Annotated in this window: 17 protein-coding genes; 11 read left to right on the forward strand and 6 right to left on the reverse strand. The window is 70.6% G+C overall.

All coding sequences use genetic code 11. From position 1 onward, the window contains the following. The first annotated feature begins 31 nt into the window (after nt 1-31). The 3 genes from KOI35_RS15800 to KOI35_RS15810 all read left to right on the forward strand — a co-directional run bounded on the left by KOI35_RS15800 (nt 32) and on the right by KOI35_RS15810 (nt 3,947). Nucleotides 32-1,402, forward strand: coding sequence for a cation:dicarboxylate symporter family transporter (locus KOI35_RS15800; RefSeq protein ID WP_215788190.1), 1,371 nt, complete (start codon nt 32-34; stop codon nt 1,400-1,402). 82 nt (nt 1,403-1,484) lie between these two features. Next, complete coding sequence (locus KOI35_RS49310; protein WP_215788192.1) at nt 1,485-3,353, forward strand: serine/threonine-protein kinase; 1,869 nt, start codon at nt 1,485-1,487, stop codon at nt 3,351-3,353. 36 nt (nt 3,354-3,389) lie between these two features. Further along, nucleotides 3,390-3,947, forward strand: coding sequence for a hypothetical protein (locus KOI35_RS15810; protein ID WP_215788194.1), 558 nt, complete (start codon nt 3,390-3,392; stop codon nt 3,945-3,947). On the opposite strand, the gene KOI35_RS15815 is transcribed toward KOI35_RS15810, so the two are convergent. The 5 genes from KOI35_RS15815 to KOI35_RS15835 all read right to left on the reverse strand — a co-directional run bounded on the left by KOI35_RS15815 (nt 3,944) and on the right by KOI35_RS15835 (nt 9,999). Further along, on the reverse strand, nt 3,944-4,765 hold the full coding sequence (locus tag KOI35_RS15815) for an endo alpha-1,4 polygalactosaminidase (protein WP_308121022.1): 822 nt from the start codon (nt 4,763-4,765) through the stop codon (nt 3,944-3,946). The two genes, KOI35_RS15810 and KOI35_RS15815, sit on opposite strands and share 4 nt — an antisense overlap. A gap of 27 nt (nt 4,766-4,792) precedes the next feature. Beyond that, complete coding sequence (locus tag KOI35_RS15820; protein ID WP_215788196.1) at nt 4,793-5,341, reverse strand: hypothetical protein; 549 nt, start codon at nt 5,339-5,341, stop codon at nt 4,793-4,795. 75 nt (nt 5,342-5,416) lie between these two features. Then, on the reverse strand, nt 5,417-5,914 hold the full coding sequence (locus KOI35_RS15825) for an NUDIX domain-containing protein (RefSeq protein ID WP_215788199.1): 498 nt from the start codon (nt 5,912-5,914) through the stop codon (nt 5,417-5,419). An 84-nt stretch (nt 5,915-5,998) separates the two neighbouring features. After that, on the reverse strand, nt 5,999-6,538 hold the full coding sequence (locus tag KOI35_RS15830; RefSeq protein ID WP_215788201.1) for a DUF4240 domain-containing protein: 540 nt from the start codon (nt 6,536-6,538) through the stop codon (nt 5,999-6,001). Nucleotides 6,539-6,564: 26 nt separating this feature from the next. After that, on the reverse strand, nt 6,565-9,999 hold the full coding sequence (locus KOI35_RS15835) for a PAS domain-containing hybrid sensor histidine kinase/response regulator (protein WP_215788203.1): 3,435 nt from the start codon (nt 9,997-9,999) through the stop codon (nt 6,565-6,567). Nucleotides 10,000-10,070: 71 nt separating this feature from the next. Between KOI35_RS15835 and KOI35_RS15840 the strand changes: the two genes are divergently transcribed. From KOI35_RS15840 to KOI35_RS15875, 8 genes are all read left to right on the forward strand, one after another. After that, nucleotides 10,071-12,077: a hybrid sensor histidine kinase/response regulator gene (locus KOI35_RS15840; RefSeq protein WP_308121023.1), complete on the forward strand. Its 2,007-nt coding sequence runs from the start codon at nt 10,071-10,073 to the stop codon at nt 12,075-12,077. Between the two features lie 314 nt (nt 12,078-12,391). Further along, nucleotides 12,392-13,021, forward strand: a complete 630-nt coding sequence (locus KOI35_RS15845) for a hypothetical protein (protein ID WP_215788205.1) — start codon at nt 12,392-12,394, stop codon at nt 13,019-13,021. 50 nt (nt 13,022-13,071) lie between these two features. Continuing rightward, complete coding sequence (locus KOI35_RS15850) at nt 13,072-13,605, forward strand: hypothetical protein (RefSeq protein WP_215788207.1); 534 nt, start codon at nt 13,072-13,074, stop codon at nt 13,603-13,605. Nucleotides 13,606-13,704: 99 nt separating this feature from the next. Then, entirely contained in the window at nt 13,705-14,364 is a 660-nt protein-coding gene (locus KOI35_RS15855; RefSeq protein ID WP_215788209.1) for a nucleotidyltransferase domain-containing protein, read from the forward strand. A 73-nt stretch (nt 14,365-14,437) separates the two neighbouring features. Then, entirely contained in the window at nt 14,438-14,923 is a 486-nt protein-coding gene (locus tag KOI35_RS15860; protein ID WP_215788212.1) for a hypothetical protein, read from the forward strand. A 61-nt stretch (nt 14,924-14,984) separates the two neighbouring features. Continuing rightward, the gene (locus tag KOI35_RS15865; protein WP_215788214.1) at nt 14,985-15,551 is read left to right on the forward strand and encodes a TetR/AcrR family transcriptional regulator; all 567 of its coding nucleotides are present in this window, start codon (nt 14,985-14,987) and stop codon (nt 15,549-15,551) included. A gap of 27 nt (nt 15,552-15,578) precedes the next feature. Beyond that, on the forward strand, nt 15,579-16,310 hold the full coding sequence (locus KOI35_RS15870; protein ID WP_215788216.1) for a maleylpyruvate isomerase family mycothiol-dependent enzyme: 732 nt from the start codon (nt 15,579-15,581) through the stop codon (nt 16,308-16,310). Nucleotides 16,311-16,325: 15 nt separating this feature from the next. Further along, nucleotides 16,326-16,736 (forward strand): ester cyclase, encoded by a 411-nt coding sequence (locus KOI35_RS15875; RefSeq protein ID WP_215788218.1) that lies wholly within the window; start codon nt 16,326-16,328, stop codon nt 16,734-16,736. On the opposite strand, the gene ctaD is transcribed toward KOI35_RS15875, so the two are convergent. Next, a complete protein-coding gene (gene ctaD, locus KOI35_RS15880) occupies nt 16,733-18,478 on the reverse strand; it encodes an aa3-type cytochrome oxidase subunit I (protein ID WP_215788220.1) in 1,746 nt (581 codons plus the stop codon). The genes KOI35_RS15875 and ctaD overlap by 4 nt on opposite strands. Nucleotides 18,479-18,550 lie beyond the last annotated feature (72 nt).

Raw genomic sequence — 18,550 nt, forward strand, 5'->3', positions numbered from 1 at the left:
TTGGGATGAGACGCAGGACACAGTCTGCGACATGGAGACCCAGACCCCCACCCCGCGTCCCCGGCGGGACAGAACGCACTATCTCTACCTGGCGGTGATCGTCGCCGTGCTGGCCGGCATCGCCGTCGGCCTGGCCGCTCCGGACGTCGCCAAGGAGCTCAAGCCGATCGGCACCGGCTTCGTCAACCTGATCAAGATGATGATCGCGCCGGTCATCTTCTGCACCATCGTGCTCGGCGTCGGCTCGATCCGGCAGGCGGCCAAGGTGGGCCGCGTCGGCGGTCTCGCGCTCGGCTACTTCCTCATCATGTCGACCGCCGCGCTGGCCATCGGCCTGGTCGTCGGCAACATCATCCACCCCGGCGCCGGCCTGCACCTCGACGCCGCTTCGGCCGCCGCCGGTCAGAAGGCCGTGGGTGACACCTCCGAATCGGGCCTGGCCGACTTCGTGCTCGGCATCATCCCCAACAGCCTGCTCTCCGCGCTGACCGACGGCGAGGTGCTCGAGACCCTGCTCGTGGCGCTGCTGGTCGGGTTCGCGGTGCAGGGCATGGGCCGGCGCGGCGAGCCCGTGCTGCGGGCCATCACGGTCATCCAGCGACTCGTGTTCAAGATCCTGGCCATGATCATGTGGCTGGCCCCGATCGGCGCGTTCGGCGCGATCGCGGCGGTGGTCGGCGAGACCGGCGTCGACGCGCTGAAGAGCCTGGCCCAGATCATGATCGCGTTCTACATCACCTGCGCGATCTTCGTCTTCGTGGTCCTCGGCGCGCTGCTCTGGCTGTTCACCCGGCTCAACCTGTTCTCGCTCCTCAAATATCTCGGCCGCGAGTTCCTGCTGATCCTGTCGACCTCGTCGTCGGAGTCGGCCCTGCCCCGGCTGATCGCCAAGATGGAACACCTCGGCGTCAGCAAGCCGGTCGTCGGCATCACCGTCCCGACCGGCTACTCGTTCAACCTCGACGGCACGGCGATCTATCTGACGATGGCGTCGCTGTTCATCGCCGAGGCGCTCGACCAGCCGTTGAACATCGGCGAGCAGATCTCCCTGCTGGTGTTCATGGTGATCGCCTCCAAGGGCGCGGCCGGCATCACCGGTGCGGGCCTGGCCACGCTGGCCGGCGGCCTGCAGAGCCACCGCCCCGAACTGGTCGACGGCGTCGGCCTGATCGTCGGCATCGACCGGTTCATGTCCGAGGCGCGGGCGCTGACCAACTTCGCCGGCAACGCGGTGGCGACGGTGCTGGTCGGCACGTGGACGAACGAGATCGACCGGGAGCAGGTCCGGGCCGTGCTGGCCGGCGAGCGACCGTTCGACGAGGCGACGATGCTCGACGATGCCGAGGAGTCCGGCGACGCCGAGTCTCGCCCCGAAGAACCGGAACCGGCGGTCAAAGCCTGACCGCACGGGCCTCCATCCCGGCCCGGCCGCCACGTCCCCCGTGGCCGGCCGGGCCGTTTCATCGCCCGAGTAACATGTCCGGGTGCTGTCCCCCGGAGCCGTCCTGAGCGAGCGCTACCGCCTGACCCAACGCCTGGCCGCAGGCGGTATGGGCGAGGTCTGGCGCGGCGAGGACCTGATGCTCCACCGCCCCGTCGCGATCAAGGTCATGCTGCCCGCGCTGCGCGCCGACCGCGAGTTCGTCACCCGGTTCCGCTCCGAGGCGCGCATGATGGCCGCGCTGCGCCATCCCGGCATCGTCCAGGTCTACGACTACGGCGAGACCACCGACGGCGACTTCCTGGTCATGGAGTTCGTCGAGGGCGTCCCACTGGCCCGGCGCATCGAGCAGGCCGGCCGGTTGAGCCCGGCCGAGACCATGACGATCGTCGCCCAGGTGGCCGACGCGCTGCAGGTCGCGCACGAGGCGGGCATCGTGCACCGCGACGTCAAACCGGCCAACCTGCTGGTCCGGCCGGGCGGCGCGATCGTGCTGGTCGACTTCGGCGTCGCCCGCAACACCACCGCGGCCGGGCTGACCGGCACCAACGTGGTGCTCGGCTCGGCCAACTACATGGCCCCCGAGCAGGCCGAGGGCAAGCCGATCGGCCCGGCCACCGACGTGTACGCGCTGGGCGCCGTCGCCTACTGCTGCCTCACCGGCCGCCCGCCCTACGTCGGCGACAACCCGCTGCAGGTGATGAGCCAGCTCGTCTACGGTGCCCTGCCCACCCTGCCGCCCGACGTGCCGCAGCCGGTGGCCGCGCTGGTGCTGCACGCACTGGCCAAGGAGCCCACCCAGCGGTTCCCGAGTGCGGCCGCGATGGCGTCGGCGGCTCGCTCGCCGGGCGGCCGGTCGCAGCCGCCGCCCACCCGGCCGTTCCAGCAGGCCGGCGGCACCGGACGCGCGCAGGCCGGTGGGCCGCCGCGTCCGGGGCAGACGTCGGGCCGCATGCCGATTCCCGGCGGCGCCCCGGCGGGCGGCTATCCCTCCGGCGCGGCCGGCGCCCCATCCGGCGCATACCCGCCCGGCGGCCCGCAGTCCGGCGCTTACCGGCCGGGGGGCCCGCAGTCGGGCGCCTATCAGCCCGGCAACCCGCAGACGAGCGTGTACCCCGGTGGCCCGCAGTCCGGGCGTTTTCCGGCGGGCGCCGCCGCCCAGGCGGGCGGATTCCAGGCCGGCCGGGCTCAGGCGGGCCGGCCCGTTTCCGGCGCCGCCTCGGTTCCGCAGCAGGGCGGCTCGGGCAGCTTCGGCGGCGGCGACTTCGGTGGCGGCGGCACCTCGGGCCGGGGCGCCGCTCTCGCGCCGCCCGACTCACCCAAGAAGCGCAACGTCACCGTCATCGCGGCCGCGGTGGCCGTCGTGCTCGCCCTCGGTGGCGTCGGCCTGGCCGTGGCCTGGCCGTCCCTCACCGGTGACAGCGGCGATCAGAGCACCGGCGCGGCCGGCCCGATCGCGACATCGTCCGCCCCGGCCACCGAGGGCCCGAAGAAGACCAAGTCGCCGCGCCCGACCAAGACGACCGAGGCCCCGGTCGAGGAGCCGACCACCGAGCCGACCCCGACCGAGACGTCGATCAAGGGCCAGGACCCCCGGAAGGTCTGCGGCGACGGTTTCAAGCTCGTCGACCGCGAAGACCTGCAGACCAACGAGGGCGTGCTCAAGGGCCGGGTGTCGCTGCTCTTCAACGAAGACACCGCGGAGTCCTGCGTGGTCACGGTCCGGCTGACCGGCGACGGCAAGGCCGCCCCGATGTCGGCGTTGCTGCAGGTCGAGGGTCAGGACGGGAACCGCGCGGCCGAGAACTCGGACTCGTACGTCGGCCCGGTGATCGCCAAGGCCGAAGACGCGTGCATCCACTGGGGCGGCTCGATCAACAAGCTCACCTACGAGACCGACCGCTGCCCCTGACGGCCGTCGATCTCCGCGGCGGTAGGCTGCCCCACCGTGGCTTGGGACTGGGTGACACCGGTGGGCAGCGGGGTGGTGGCCGTCGCGGGCCTCGTCTTCGGGTGGGCGACGAGCGTGCGCAGCCAGCGCCAGACCGCCGAACTGGCCCGTGAGGGCAACCGGCACGCGCAGGCGCTGGCCGAGCTGGCCGGTTCGCAGGCGCGCGGCCTCGAACAGCTGCGGCACACCCAGTCCGGCACCGACCGGCGCGAGCTCCGGCTCGAGGATTCGTACGTGGAGATCGCCACCACGGTCATTCGCGCGAGCGTCGACCCGGCCGGGTCCGCCGATGACCTCGTACGGGCGCGGGTCTTGATCGGTCTGTTCGCCGAGGCACCGGTCCGTGAAGCGTTCGAGGCGTGGCTCGACTCGCTCGACAAGCTCCGCTACGCCGTCGGCAAGCAGTCCGAGGCCGGTGACGAGCCGGTGGCCAGCACGCGCGACATCCACAGCCCCCGGGACATGTGGCGCCGCCAGGCCGACGACGCCCGCATCAAAGAGGTCGAGGCCCGCGAACGCCTGATGACCGCGATGGCCGGCCACCTGAACCGCTAACAGTGCTCGTAGCGGTATCCCGGTTTCCCCGCGGGCACCACATCGCGGTCGCGCAGAATGATCGAGATCTCGCCGCCGTAGCTCTTACAGGCTTTCCCGTACGCGTCCGCACCGTTGTCCGTGTACTCGATCTCGTAGACCTGCCGCCCGTACGCGTCCCGATAGTCCCCGCACTCGTCGTAGACCGCGCACTCCTCGGCGATCGCGAAATCGAACCCGGCCTCGCCACTGAGTTCGGGCGTGTTCTTCTGCGCGATGGCCAGCCCCGCCGCATGGGCGCGATCGATCAGGATTTTCCCGTACGCGAGTGCGTCCGCCCGCGTGAGCAGTCCACCCGACCGCGTCCACGAGTCGAGGTTGTCCGGCTCGACGGCCCGGAACCCCTTCGCCTTGCAGCCCGCGAACCACGCCCCGACCACGTCGGCCAGTTCCCCGGCCGTGCGCGTGTCGAGCAGACGTTCGCCGGGCCAGTCCGGATCCTCGACGTAGCCGCCCTTCGCATCCTTGAGCAGCAGGTCGTCGTGCTCGCGGGCCCACCAGTCGTTCTCACCCGGCTGGGTCTGGAACGCGTTGACGTAACAGACCGAATACCGCTCCGGGTCGGGCGCGGCGGTTCGATCCCGCACCACGATGCCGACGTCGCCGGCGGGCGGGTAGGCCCCGCCGAGCTGATAGTCGAACACCGCGTCAGCCGGTGGCGGCACCCACCCCGCCTCCGCCACCGGCGAGCTGGTCACCGCGGGTTCGTCCGGCCCCGACCCGGTGCAGGCCGACAGCAGCATCAGCACGGTCAGCAGGGCCGTCCACCGCGTTCGCACCGGCCCATTGTGCCGCGCCCCCTGCGCTCAGCTCACGGTGACGGCGACCGTGGCCTTTGTCTGCTGGCCGCCGACGTCACCGGCCAGCTCGACTGTGTGCGCGCCGGGCGTCAGCGGGGCGGTGACGCCCCATTGGGCGCAGACCGCCGACCCCTCGAACTCGGCGAACGGCCCCGCCCAGCTCAACGCCACCGCCGCTCCGTCCAGGGTCGCGGTCGCCGCCGCCCCCACGTTGTCGAGCACGACGTCACAGCCCAGTTCGAGGCTCACCGACGCCGAGGCGGGCACCAGCAGAAGCCGCTTCCCGGCCGGCACCGCGCAGGTCCACTTGTCGCGTTCACCCGCCCAGCCCGTGTTCGGCGTCGCGACGAACCAGTAGTCGGTGCCCTCATCCGCGGCACAGTCGTCGCGGTGCGGCAGCTCCGGATAGTCGCCGGCCTCACCCGGTGACACGCCGGACAACGTCCACTGCTCCCAGCGCTCCAGCACCGCGGTCCCCACCGGCGAGGCCACGGGCGCCGCGGCCGTCGGCACCGATGCGGCAGGCGTACGGGTGCAGCCCGCAGCAAGCATCAAGACGCCAAGCGCAACAATCAGTCGGACCACGAGAGCGCAGGCTACCCGCGCTCGGATCGACGCCGGTAACAGGCCTTACGGACTGACGCCCTCGACCGGTCGGCCGTCCTCCAGATAGCGCACCCGCTTCGTCTTCCACGCGGCGCGTACCCGCCGCCGGACCGGTCCGCTGAGCAGAGGCAACGCTTCGTCGATCGGGAGGACCCGGCTTTCGGAGATCTCGAGCGCCTGGAGAACCACCGTGTCCAGGACGGCGTCGTCGAAGACGCCGCAATCGAAAAGAAAGCGCATTCCACCCGGACGTCCGGGCCGTGGCCGGCGGAAGTCGACGCATCTGAGTCGTCCCGTGGCGACCTCGAGGCCGCACTCCTCCCGGGCTTCGCGCCGGCACGCCTCCCACGGCGACTCGCCGACCTCGACCACCCCACCCGGAATCGTCCAGCCGCCCTTGTACGTCGGCTTCAGAATGAGCAACCGCCCCTCGCGACCCCGGATCAGCGCCCCGGCCGAGGCCGGAATGGCCGGAAGCACAAACGTCAGCTCGGGCAGGTCGTCGGCGTCGACGTCGCTCATGGAGAGCATGCTAAATCCGGTGCGACCGATCCGCCCGGCGTCCCGCGAACGGCGTCCGAGTCCGCCGCACCGAGGAACGTGTCGTCACCTGGACGAGGGCTCCCACGGGCGCGAAATCCATCGGTTGTCGTCCAGGTACGCGACGAGCCGGGGGAACCGTCGTCGCGCCTCGACTTCGTTCGTCAGGTCGGTCGGCGTTCCGTACGGTTCGTCGGGTCCCGGACGGCCGTCGACCGCGAAGGGAGCTCCGGTCGCTGCTATGTGCGCCTCCATGGGAAGGCCGCAGAACCAATCGATCCGAGCGTTGTGCCGATCGGAGGCCAAGGTGACCAGGCTGTCGGGATCCTCGAGTATGCCTCGCACGGTTGGCCGGCCGTGCGACACGATCCAGTCCTGCACGGCGAGCTCGTCCGTGAGGCCGCCGAGCAACAGGCTCGCGGCGTCGAGAACCGGCCAACGACAGAGTTCGTCCTGGGCCTGTTCCCAAAGTTCCTGGAAACGCTCGATGTCTCTGGGCGGCAACGCCCGAAGACGGCGAAGCAACGCCTGGGCCACGCGCTCGGTGTCGCCACCGATCTCCGAGCGGGCAGACTCGACCATCCGCCAGAAGGAATCCTCGTCCACGAGTAGACGATAAAGACAAGGATTCCCTACCGCGGCCCGGCCGGAGCGGCCGCAGGCGGGCGGAGGATGAGGGTGACCGCCTTCCGGACGGCGTCGAGTTCGGGGCGCAGCGCCGCCAGGGCGTCGACGGCCGCGTCCAGGTCTTCCCGGCGGGCCTGTTCCTCGAGACGTCCGCAGGCGTCGGCCGCGTCCGCCGCGCCGATGTTGGCCATGATGCCCTTGAGCTGGTGGGCCTCGTTGCGCAAGGCAGGCGCGTCGTCGAGGGCCAGGGCCTGGCTGATGTTCTCGACGTGGCCGGGGATGCGGTCGGCCATCGTGCGCAGCAGGCGTTCGATGACAGGTGCGCTCTCGGCCGGGTCGGGGCCGCGCAACTGGTCGAGCCGTTCCTCGATCTGGGTGACCACCGACGGTGTCGCCCAGCGGGTCAGCGCCGCCGCCACGTCGGCCGGGACCAGCGGCTTGGCGATGTGTTCGTCCATGCCGGCCTGCAGGCAGCGGGCCTTGTCCTCGGGCAGGGCGCTGGCGGTGAGCGCGATGATCGGCACGTGCCGTTCGGTGCCTTCCTGGCGGCGGATCTCGGCCGTGGCCGCGTAGCCGTCCATCTCGGGCATCAGGCAGTCCATGAAGATGAGCTGGTAGCGGCGCTCGAACGCCATCCGGACGGCCTCGCGCCCGTTGGTGGCGATGTCGGCCGTGTAGCCGAGGGTGGCCAGGATGCCCAGGGCCACCGTGCGGTTGATCTCGTTGTCCTCGACCAGCAGCAGGTGGCCGCGGCCGGGCGCGACCGACGCGACCACGTCCGACGGCAGGTCGTCGGTGGCCAGCACGCCGACCAGGGCGTCGTACAGCTGGGACTGCCGCAGCGGTTTGGTCAGGGCGGACGGGTCCGGTCCGCTCGGCGCGGAGTCGGTCAGCAGGATCGTCTTGGGCGCCGGGGTCCCGGCCGGTACGCCGGGGAACATCCCGTCGTGGATGACCAGGTCGATCGGGCGGCCGGTGGCGGCCGCGTCGCGCAGAATGTCGTACGCCGCCTCGCCGCTGGACACCCCGGTCGCCTGCATCGACCACGCCGCGAGCTGGTCGGCCAGCACGGAGCGGTCGTTCTCGTCCTGGTCGACGATGAGGACCCGCAGCCCGTCGAGGGCGTGGTTCTCGGAGAGCTGCGCGCCCTCGCGGGCCGCCCGCAGCGTGATCGTGAACCAGAACGTGCTGCCCTGCCCGGGTTCACTGTGCACGCCGATGTGGCCGCCCATCAGCTCGACCAGGTCGCGCGAGATGGCCAGGCCGAGCCCGGTGCCGCCGAACCGCCGGGTGGTGCCCGCGTCGGCCTGCGTGAACGGCTCGAACAGTTTCTCCTGCTGCGGCTGATCGATGCCGATGCCGGTGTCGCGCACCTCGAACCGTACGGGAATCGCCTCGGGCCCGGCCGACTGATCCGCCTCCGGGGTGACCGAGATCGAGACTTTCCCGTACGCGGTGAACTTGATCGCGTTTCCGGCCAGGTTGAGCAGCACCTGCCGTAGTTTGGCCGCGTCCCCGCTGAGCGTGGCGGGCAGCCGGGGATCGCAGGTGCCGGTGATCGCCACCGCACTGGTGGTGCCGGGCGGGGCGGCCAGCGAGACCACGTCGTCGACGAGCCGCCGCAGCTGGAAGTTGGTGTCCTCGAGCAGCACCTTGCCCGCTTCCAGCTTCGAGAAGTCGAGCACGTCGTTGATGACCGAGAGCAGCGCCGAGCCCGCCGTGCTGATCCCCTCGGCGTACCGGCGCTGCTGATCGTCCAGGGTGGAGCCGAGGAGCAGGCTGGTCAGGCCGATGACGCCGTTCATGGGCGTCCGGATCTCGTGGCTCATCGAGGCCAGGAACTGCGACTTGAGCCGGGCCGTCTCGAGGGCCTGGTCGCGGGCCTGGGCCAGGGCCTGTTCGGTCTCGAGGCGGGCGCTGATGTCGCGGGCGAACGCGTGCAGGTGCGCCGACCCGTCGTGCCGGATGCGCCACAGGGTCAGCTCGACCGGCAGCTCGTGGCCGTCGTGGTGCCGCGCGACCATCTCGGTCGGCCGGTCGAGCAACCAGTCCCAGCGGCCGGCCAGCAGGCGGCGCAGCGCGGGCTGGTAGCGGCGGGGCAGCACGGTCTCGGCGATGTCGCGGCCGACGATCTCGTCGCGCGGCCAGCCGAAGACCTGCTCGGCCTGCTGGTTCCATTCCGAGACGACGCCGTGCTCGTCCATCGTGATGAACGGGTCGGCGGCCGCCTCCATGATCATTTCGAGCTGTTCGCGCTCGATCCGCAGCCGCTTCTCGGCCTGCACCCGGGCGGTGATGTCGTGCGCGACGGTGGACGCGCCGATGATGCGGTCCTCGTCGTCGCGCATGGGAGCCATGCTGAGCGAGACCTCGATGACGCTGCCGTCCTTGCGCATCCGCCGGGTCTCGTGCTGCGGCAGTGTCTCGCCCTGGTTGACCCGGCCCAGCAGGTGTTTCTCCTCGTCGAGCCGGTCCGGGGGCAGCAGCCGGGTGACGTCGTGCCCGATCATCTCGGCCGCGGTGTAGCCGTAGAGCCGTTCGGCGCCCGAGTTCCAGGTCTGGATGGTGCCGTCCAGGGCCTTGCTGACGATCGCGTCGTTGGACGACTCGACGATCGCGGCCAGCCGGGCGTTGGTGTGCCCCTGCCGGCGCCGCGACGACACGTCCTGGATCGTGGCCAGCACCATGGTCCGGCCCTCGGCCTGCACCGGGGACAGGCTCACCTCGACCGGGAACTCGCTTCCGTCCTTGCGCCGCGCGGTGAGCAGCACGTTCTCGCCCGCCGGGCGGGCCGACGACGAGAAGTACCGGGGGCGATGCGGTACGTGGATCTTGCGGCTGGCGCCCGGGACCAGGGTCTCGATGGCCGCGCCGAGCATCTCGTCGTGGCCGTGGCGGAACAGTTCGACGGCCCGGCTGTTGGTGTGCACGATGTGGCCGTCGCTGTTCACGCACACCATCGCCTCGGGCGAGGCGTCGAGCAGGCTGCGGAACTTGCCCTCGGCCAGCCGCAGCCGGGTCACGTCGACCCCGGCGCCGAAGATCGCGTACGGGCGGCCGCGGCCGTCGCGCAGCGCGTGCAGGGTGGTCACGTACCAGCGGTCGCCGAACTCCTCCTCGTACGCGACCGGGCCGGTACCGGTGATCACCTCGCGGTCGTGCCGGGAGATCTCGGCCATCCGCTCCGGCGGGTGCACCTCGTGGTCGAGGCGCCCGGCCGCCCGGTGCAGGCCGTGCAGGTTCTCGTAGGCCGGGCTCACCACCTGGTAGCGCCCGTCGAGCGTCTTGACGAAGGCGGGCGCCGACACGTCGTCGAGGATCGCGGCGAGAAGGCGGTAGCGCTCCACGCGGCGGCGGTCGTGCCGGCGGGACAGCCGGTGCCACGCCCAGGCGAGTCCTCCGGCGGCGAACGTGGCGGCGGCTACGTGTCGGCTGCTCACGGTCATTAACCGTACAAGGGAAATATTGTGCTTTAGTCTTATAACGGACATGAACAGATGAGGAGCCGCCTGTGGCGACGGTGATGGTCGTCGACGATGTGGCCGCGAACCGGGACATCGTCCGCCTGCTTCTGGGTTACCGCGGCCATGACGTGATCGAGGCCCACGACGGCGCCGACGCGCTGCGACTGGCCCACGAGCACCATCCCGACATCGTCGTCTCCGACGTGCTCATGCCCGGCATCGACGGGCTCGAGCTCGTCCACCGGCTGCGGGCCGACCCCGACCAGCTGGCCGCCCAGGCGCCGGTCATCTTCTACACGGCCAACTACCTGGAACCCGAGACCCGGCCGATCGCCGAGGCGTGCGGGGTCAGCCAGGTGGTGCTGCGCTCGCAGAGCCCCGACGAGCTGCTCGACGCGGTCGACGCGGCCCTGGCGATCGGGCCGGTGTCGATCGACGCGGTGCCCTCGGACGACTTCGCGCAGGCCCACGTGCAGGCGGTCAACGCCAAGCTGATCGAGAAGGTGCGCGCCCTGCACCACACCGAGCGCCGCTTCGAGGCGATGGCGGTGGCGTCCCCGGTCGGCATCGCCCTGCTCGACGCGGACGGCGCGGCCGACTACATCAACCCGCGGCTGGCCGAGATCATGCGTACGCCGATCGACGCCCTGCTCGGCCGGGGCTGGCTCGCCTGCCTGGACGCCGGCTCGCGCCAGGACGCCCTCGACCTGCTGCGCGGCGATGTGGCCGAGCGTCGTTACACGCACCGGGCCGAGTTCCCGGACGGGACCGTACGGCATCTGCGCCTGCAACTGCGCCACATCCACGACGACGACGCCGAGCTGGCCGGCGGCGTGCTCATGGTCGACGACGTCTCCGACCTGATCGCGGCCGAGGAACGCCTGCGCGACGAGACGAAGCAGCGCCAGGCCGAGGCCCGCCGCCGCGACGCCGAACGGATGGACAGCCTGCGGCGCATGGCCGGGGGAGCGGCCCACGACTTCAACAACATCCTGGGCGCGATCCTCGGCTACACCACGCTGGCCATCGAGAGCCTGGAGGAATCGGCGGCCGAACTGCCGCCCGGACTGTCGGCCTCGCTGCTGTCCGATCTGGACCAGGTCGTCAAGGGCGGCGAACGGGCCAAGGCGCTCACCCAGCAGCTGCTCGCCTTCGGCCGGCGTGAGATCACCCAGCCGACCGCGGTCGACCTGAACACCCTGCTCCGCGAACTGCTGGGCACGCTGCGGGAGTCGGCCGGCCCGGCCTCGGTGGCGCTCGAACTCGCACCCGGCCCGGCCGACGTGCGGGCCGACCCCCGCCAGATCACCCAGGTGCTGATCAACCTGGTCAGCAACAGCGCCGACGCGATGCCCCCGGAAGGTGGCCGGATCACCATCGCGACAGCACGCCTTCCGGAGGGCGGAGCGGCGGTGACGGTCACCGACACCGGCCGCGGGATGGAGGCCGACGTGCTGGCCCGCGCGTTCGAGCCGTTCTTCACGACCAAGCGGTCGACCGGCACGGCGGGTCTCGGTCTCTCGACCGCGCACGGCATCGTCAGCCAGTCGGGCGGGCAACTGACCCTGACCAGCCGCTCGGGCAAGGGCACGACAGCGACGATCACCCTTCCCGGCGTACGGGAAACCGGGTCTTCTGTTTCTCCAGCGGCGCCGGTGGTGGACGTTGCCGTGCCCGCCGGGGGTGAGACGTTGCTGCTGGTGGACGACGAGGCGGATCTGCGTGAGGTGACCGCCCGGTTCCTCGGCGGGGCGGGATATCGAGTGCTGTCGGCGGCCGATGCGGTCGAGGCGCTGCAGTTGCTCGACCGGCACGACGACCCGATCGCGGCGATGATCACCGACGTGGTGATGCCCGGCATGAACGGCCGCCAGCTCGCCCGCGTGGCCAAACAGCGCCGGCCCGCGCTGCGCGTCGTGTTCATCTCGGGGTTCGCCGAGGCGCTGATCGACGAGGCCGGCAACAACCTCGAACCCGACTCGATGATCGTGGCCAAGCCGTACACCCGAGATCAGCTGCTGGCCGGTGTCCAGTCGGTTCTCCGCCGGGTGTAGTCCGCGGCTCCTCCTCGCGCCCCGGCCCCCGGCCGGGCCGCCCACAGTGGAGGAGCTGCCGGCCCGGTGCGGTTCGATCGCTGTTCGGGATTCGTCCGCGCCGCCGGACTTTCCATCGCTCCGGGCATCGCTGGCCCGCGACCTCTCGCCCTCGTGCGGGCCGGTCGTCGGGACGACCTCGCCGGTCGCGGTCTCGGTCTCCTTCACCGCGCCGTACTGGGCCGTCTTCAAATACGTGGTGGACTTCAGCGGGGGCGCCACCGTCGAGGGTTCCCGCGCGGACCCCGCTTTCGGCTGTACCGGCCGGTGACCGGATGCGACGCTCTGTGTGGCTTGTCGGTGGCCCGGCCGTCCTGGTTCTGCTGAGCAGCTTCCTGCCCTGGTGGTCGATCACCAAGCGGAGCTGGGTGACGGAGACCGTGACGGCCTGGCAGGCCTCCACCCGCTGGACCGTGGCCATCGCGCTCTGCCTCGTCGCGGCGCTGGTCTGGCTGGGCGCCCGCCGGTTCCGGAACCCCGTCCCGACGGCGTTGTGGCTGACCACCCTGGCCATGGTCGGGTTCTCGATCTATCTGACCCTGGACCAGCGGGCCGACGTCTCCCACAAGCCGCTGCCCAGCCAGGTCGGTGCCCCGACGATGGAGCTCGTCATGCCCAACGGCCTGACGACGATCGCCTTTGCCGACCTGCGCGACGTCAGAATCACCCGGGACGACCTGCGCGAATACAACATCGGCGAGGTCGTGACCGGTCCCGCCCGGGGCTACCACGCCGGGCTGACCGCCATGATCCTGCTGGGCCTGTCGCTGATCGTCGTGGAGTTCCGTCGCCCGCCCACTCCACCTACCGGGCCGCCGCCTACCGGGCCGCCGCCTACCGGGCCGCCGTCCGCCGGGCCGTCGTCTTCTGGGCCGCCGCCTTCCTCCGGGTCGCCGGAGGCATAGGTCGATCCGGTGAACCGGCAGGGTGTCGCCGCTTTGGCACCATGGCCGACATGGTGGAGCAGAGTGGGTCGTTCGCGGATCTGTCGCTCGAGGTGATGCTGCCCGGGCACGAGTCAGTGCTGGACGAGCTCCGCCGGCTGGTCACGGAGTTGGAGGCCCATCCGGCGGCAACGGGTCGCACCCGCTGGAACTGGTTCCCCAACCTGATGGACCGGCCCGCGGGCGGCGACGACTACGTGGTGTACCTCGTCGGATCGATCACCCTCTTCTCGACCGGCGTGGACTGGCTCGATGTCGAGCTGCATCTGGCCTGGGACCCGCACCGGGTAGTGAGCGCGTCTGTGAACGTGGCCTGCTGGTGCTCGGAGAACCACAACCAGCATTCGGTCCACCAGTCCTACTGGGCCGCCGAGACGGACGCCGCGCTGGTCGAGGCTTTCACCGAGGCCACGGCGGTGCTCACCCGCTTCCTCGACTCCACCCGGACCGACCCCGACGACCTCCGTACCGCCGCCGGCCTCCCCAACCCGCGAAGCCACGCCGAGGCCGGCCGTCCCGCCCAGGACGCGGGTTCCGGCGCGTAGTGCCGACGGCCCCGACGCGCGGCCGGGCCGTCGGGAGGCGTCGCGGGGTGCGCCTGATATCGGTGCGTGACGGCGGCCGATCTCAGGCAGGATCGCAGGGTGAATCCGATTGATGACGCCCGTGCCCTGATCGAGGAACGCTATGCGGACTGCGTTTGGGCGCTGCTCACGGGAAGCGTGCTTGGCCCCGCCCGTACGGCGGGATCCGATCTGGACATCGTGGTGCTCATTGATGCGGAACCCGGATATCGGGCGAGCCTGCGATACCGGGGCTGGCCGGTCGAGCTGTTCGTGCACACGCGGGAACGACTCGAGGGATTCATGGCGAGCGAGCTGGCCGCCCGCAAACCGAGCACGCACCGCATGCTCGCCCACGGCGCGGCGCTGCGCGGCGACCCCAGCGCATGGATCACCCGTGGTGCCGAGGTCCTCGCCGCCGGCCCGGGACCATTGAGCCCGGCCGAGAGCGAGCGGCTGCGCTACGGCCTGACCGACCTGCTCGACGACTATGCGCACGTCGTCGACCCGGGGGAGCGTACGGTGATCGCCGCAACCCTGTGGACCGAAACGGCGCAAGCGGCTCTGCTGGCGGCCGGGCGCTGGATGAGTGGCGGCAAGTGGCTGCTGCGCGAGCTGCGTGACCTGGACCCCGCGCTGGCCGAACGCTGGCTCGCCGCCCGCGACGCCCCCGCCGCCCTCGCCACCGAGGTGCTCGACCGGGCCGGCGGCCCCCTGTTCGACGGCTATCGAGCGATGTGAAGGTCGGTGGCGAGGTGTGAAGGTGTTGTAAGCGATTGGCCGTGTGCCGCCCGGGGCCTCTAGGTTGCTGATCATGAGAGCGATCCGCGCCTGGCTGGCCGTCTTCATCGTGGGCCTCGTGCTGAGCGGCGTGACGGCGTTCCCGCTGATCACCGAGGTGCGCATCCTGTCCGACGTGCTGCACCGCGTGCCCGCCCCGGACGAGCTGGTCACCTTCATCGACCAGGTGCACGACGGCCTGGTCGTCACGGGCGAGAACTACCCGTTCATCGCGTACGGGACCGACTGGCTGGCCTTCGCCCACCTGGTGATCGCGATGGCCTTCATCGGCCCCTGGCGCGACCCGGTCCGCAACATCTGGGTCGTCGAGTGGGGAATGCTCTGCTGCGCCGCGATCGTCCCGCTGGCCCTGATCGCCGGCCCGATCCGCGAGCTGCCCTGGTGGTGGCTGCCGATCGACATCTCGTTCGGCGTGCTGGGCATCATCCCGCTGCTGATCGTCCGCCGCCTGACCAAGCGCCTGGAAGCCGGTCGGACGACAGCCGTCGGAAAGGCTTGACTTCGGGAGGTGAAGCTCCTATCACTAATAGGTGACAGCCTATCGTCGATAGGAGACGATCGTGACGGAGCGGCGCCGGCAGATCCTCCTCGCGGCCTGGGACATCGCCGCGGAATCGGGACTTGGCGCGGTCACTCTGCATGAGGTCGCCCGCCGGGTCGGCATCCGGCAGCCGTCGCTGTACGCGCATGTCCCGTCAAAAGCCGGTCTGTACGACGCGATGTTCGCTCACGCGTACGGCGAACTTCTCGCCGAGATCGACCGGCTCCCACCGCGCGGCACCGCCCGCGAACAGCTCGTCCGGCTGTCCCGCACCATCCTCGACTACGCCGTCGCCAGCCCGCCCCGGCAGCAGTTGCTGTTCCAGCGGACCATTCCGGGTTTCGAGCCCTCGGCCGAGTCGTACGCCCTGGCGCAGCGCCTGATCGACCGCTGCGTGAGTCTGTTGTCGGCGCTCGGCGCCGGCAGCCCCGCCCACGTCGACGTCTACACCGCCGTCGTGGCCGGCCTCGGCGCCCAGCAGATCGCCAACGAACCCGGGGGCGACCGCTGGACGCGCCATCTCGAACCGCTGCTCGACCTGTTCCTCACCGGTTTCCACCCGGTGGGCGAGGACAGAGCCGACTGAGTCAGGACTCAGTCCGGAGGAGACGCCATGATTCGCCACGCGGAGGCCATGGAGCTCACGGCCTTCGAAAACGCACGCCTGCTCGACCTGCTGCGAGCCCTCACCGACGAGCAGTGGAGGGCCGCGACCGAGTGCACGCGCTGGACGGTCCGCGACATCGCCGTTCATCTGATCGCTTCGGCCCAGGCGCAGGCCCACCCCACCGAGTTCGTCCGCCAGGTGCTGGCCGGCCGGCGGCTGAGCGCCCGGATCGGCGCCACACATTGGGTCGACGGCCTCAACGAGGCCCAGCTCCGCGCCCGGACCGCCTGGACCGGCAGCCAACTCCCGGCACTGTGGCAGCAGCATGCCGCGACCGCCCTCGCCGCTCGGCGCCGTATGCCCGCGGCGATCCGTGCCCTGCCGGTGCTGCCCCTCGGTACCGGCCTCGGCGTCCACGTCGGCCGGCAGCCATTGAGCTACCTCTTCGACATGGGATTCACCCGGGACGTCTGGATGCACCGCATCGACATCGCCCGGGCCGCCGGGACGACCCCGGAGCTGACCGCGGGGCACGACGGCCGCATCATCGCCGACATCGTCGAGGAATGGTCCGAGCGCCACGGGCAGCCCTACCTGGTGACCCTGACCGGCCCGGCCGGCGGCGTCTTCCAGAAGGACGACGGTGACCACCAGACCGTGGACGCCGTCGACTTCGTCCGCATCCTCTCGGGCCGTGCCGACGGTCCGGGGATCCTCCGCCACAAGCTGCCGCTCTGACCGAAGGGGCCAACCATGTCCACCGACACCCTCAAGACCTACGCCCAGCGCTTCGCAGACGAGATCATCAACGCCCGCGATCTGGGCCGCGCGCTCGACGATCTGGTTGCCGAGGACTTCGTCGAGCAGAACCCGATGCCCGGGCAGGGCCCCGGCCGCGCCGGACTCGCTGACGCGCTCGCCGGCATGTTCGGGGCCTTCCCCGACCTGCACTGGACGCTGCTCGACACCATCGCCGAGGACGACCGGGTCATGACGTTGTCCACCTGGTCGGGCACCCACCGTGGCGAGTTCCTGGGCATCGCGCCCACCTGCCGTCCCGTCACCGTCGAGGCCTGGACCCTCGACCGCTACCGCGACGGCCGTCTGACCGAGAGCCGCATCATCATGGACATCGCCGGTCTGATGGCCCAGCTCGCTGTCTAATCGCTGCGGTCCTCCTGATAGCTGGCGCCGCCCGTCGACTCCTCGGTCAGCGGGCGGGCGCCGCCCTCGGGCGGGCCCGCCGCCGAAGTGACGGCCAGCTCGGGGAACTTGGCGTCGAAGGCGGGCCGCTCGGAGCGGATGCGCGGCATCTTGTCGAAGTTGCGCAACGGTGGCGGGGTCGAGGTGGCCCACTCCAGCGAGTTTCCGTGCCCCCACGGGTCGGGCGCCGTGACGACCGGGCCGACCCGGTAGGAGTGCCACACGTTGTAGAGGAACGGCAGCGTCACGGCGCCCAGGATGAACGAGCCGATCGTCGAGATCGTGTTCAGCGTCGTGAAACCGTCGCCGGGCAGGTAGTCGACGTAGCGGCGCGGCATGCCCTCGGCGCCCAGCCAGTGCTGCACCAGGAACGTGGTGTGGAAGCCGATGAACGTCAGCCAGAAGTGGACCTTGCCGAGGCGGTCGTCGAGCATCCGGCCGAACATCTTGGGGAACCAGAAGTAGATGCCCCCGAACACCGCGAACACGATCGTGCCGAACAGCACGTAGTGGAAGTGCGCGACCACGAAGTACGAGTCGGTCACGTGGAAGTCGATCGGCGGGGAGGCCAGCAGCACTCCGGTGAGACCGCCGAACAGGAACGTCACCAGGAAGCCGATGGCGAACATCATCGGCGTCTCGAAGCTGACCTGGCCGCGCCACATGGTGCCGATCCAGACGAAGAACTTCATCCCGGTCGGCACGGCGATCAGATAGCTGAGCAGGCTGAAGAACGGCAGCAGGACTTGGCCGGTGGCGAACATGTGGTGCGCCCACACCACGAACGACAGCGCCGAGATGAGCAGCGTGGCCGAGACGAGGCCCTTGTAACCGAAGACGGGCTTGCGGCTGAAGACCGGGATGATCTCGGTGATGATGCCGAAGAAGGGCAGCGCCACCACGTAGACCTCGGGGTGGCCGAAGAACCAGAACAGGTGCTGCCACAGCATCGGCCCGCCGGTCGCCGCGTCGAACACGTGCGCGCCCAGGATCCGGTCGGCCCCGAGCACGAGCAGCGCGGCCGCCAGGAACGGGAAGATCAGGATGACCAGCAGGCTGGTCAGCAGGATGTTCCAGGTGAAGATCGGCATCCGGAACATGGTCATGCCGGGCGCGCGCAGCGTCAGGATCGTGGTGATCATGTTGACGCCGCCGAGGATGGTGCCGAGACCGCTGATCGCGAGGCCGACGACCCACATGTTCGCCCCCACGCCGGGCGAGTGCATCGAGTCGCTGAGCGGGGCGTACGCCGTCCAGCCGAAGTCGGCGGCGCCGCCGGGCACGAGGAAGCCGGCCACGGCGATCGTCCCGCCGAAGAGGTAGAGCCAGTACGCGAACGCGTTGAGCCGGGGGAACGCCACGTCGGGCGCGCCGATCTGGATCGGCACCACGAAGTTGGCGAAGGCGAACACGATCGGCGTCGCGAACAGCAGCAGCATGATCGTGCCGTGCATGGTGAACAGCTGGTTGTACTGCTCGGGGGACAGGAACTGCATGCCCGGCCGGGCCAGCTCGGCCCGCATGAGCAGCGCCATCAGGCCGCCGATCAGGAAGAAGCCGAACGCCGTGGCCAGATACATGATGCCGATCTGCTTGGCGTCGGTGGTGCGGATCGTGCGCGCGAGGAAGGTGCCCCGGACCTGCCGTCGCACCGGCCAGGGCCGGGTGACGACGGGTAGCGGCTTCGGCTCGACAGCGGTCACGGCAGCCTCCTCCGGACGGCCGCGATCGACGACCGTCGAAGGAGACGCTACGCCGCTCCCACCAAGACCACA

It is taken from the genome of Paractinoplanes bogorensis, assembly GCF_018829635.1.
Lineage (GTDB): Bacteria > Actinomycetota > Actinomycetes > Mycobacteriales > Micromonosporaceae > Actinoplanes > Actinoplanes bogorensis.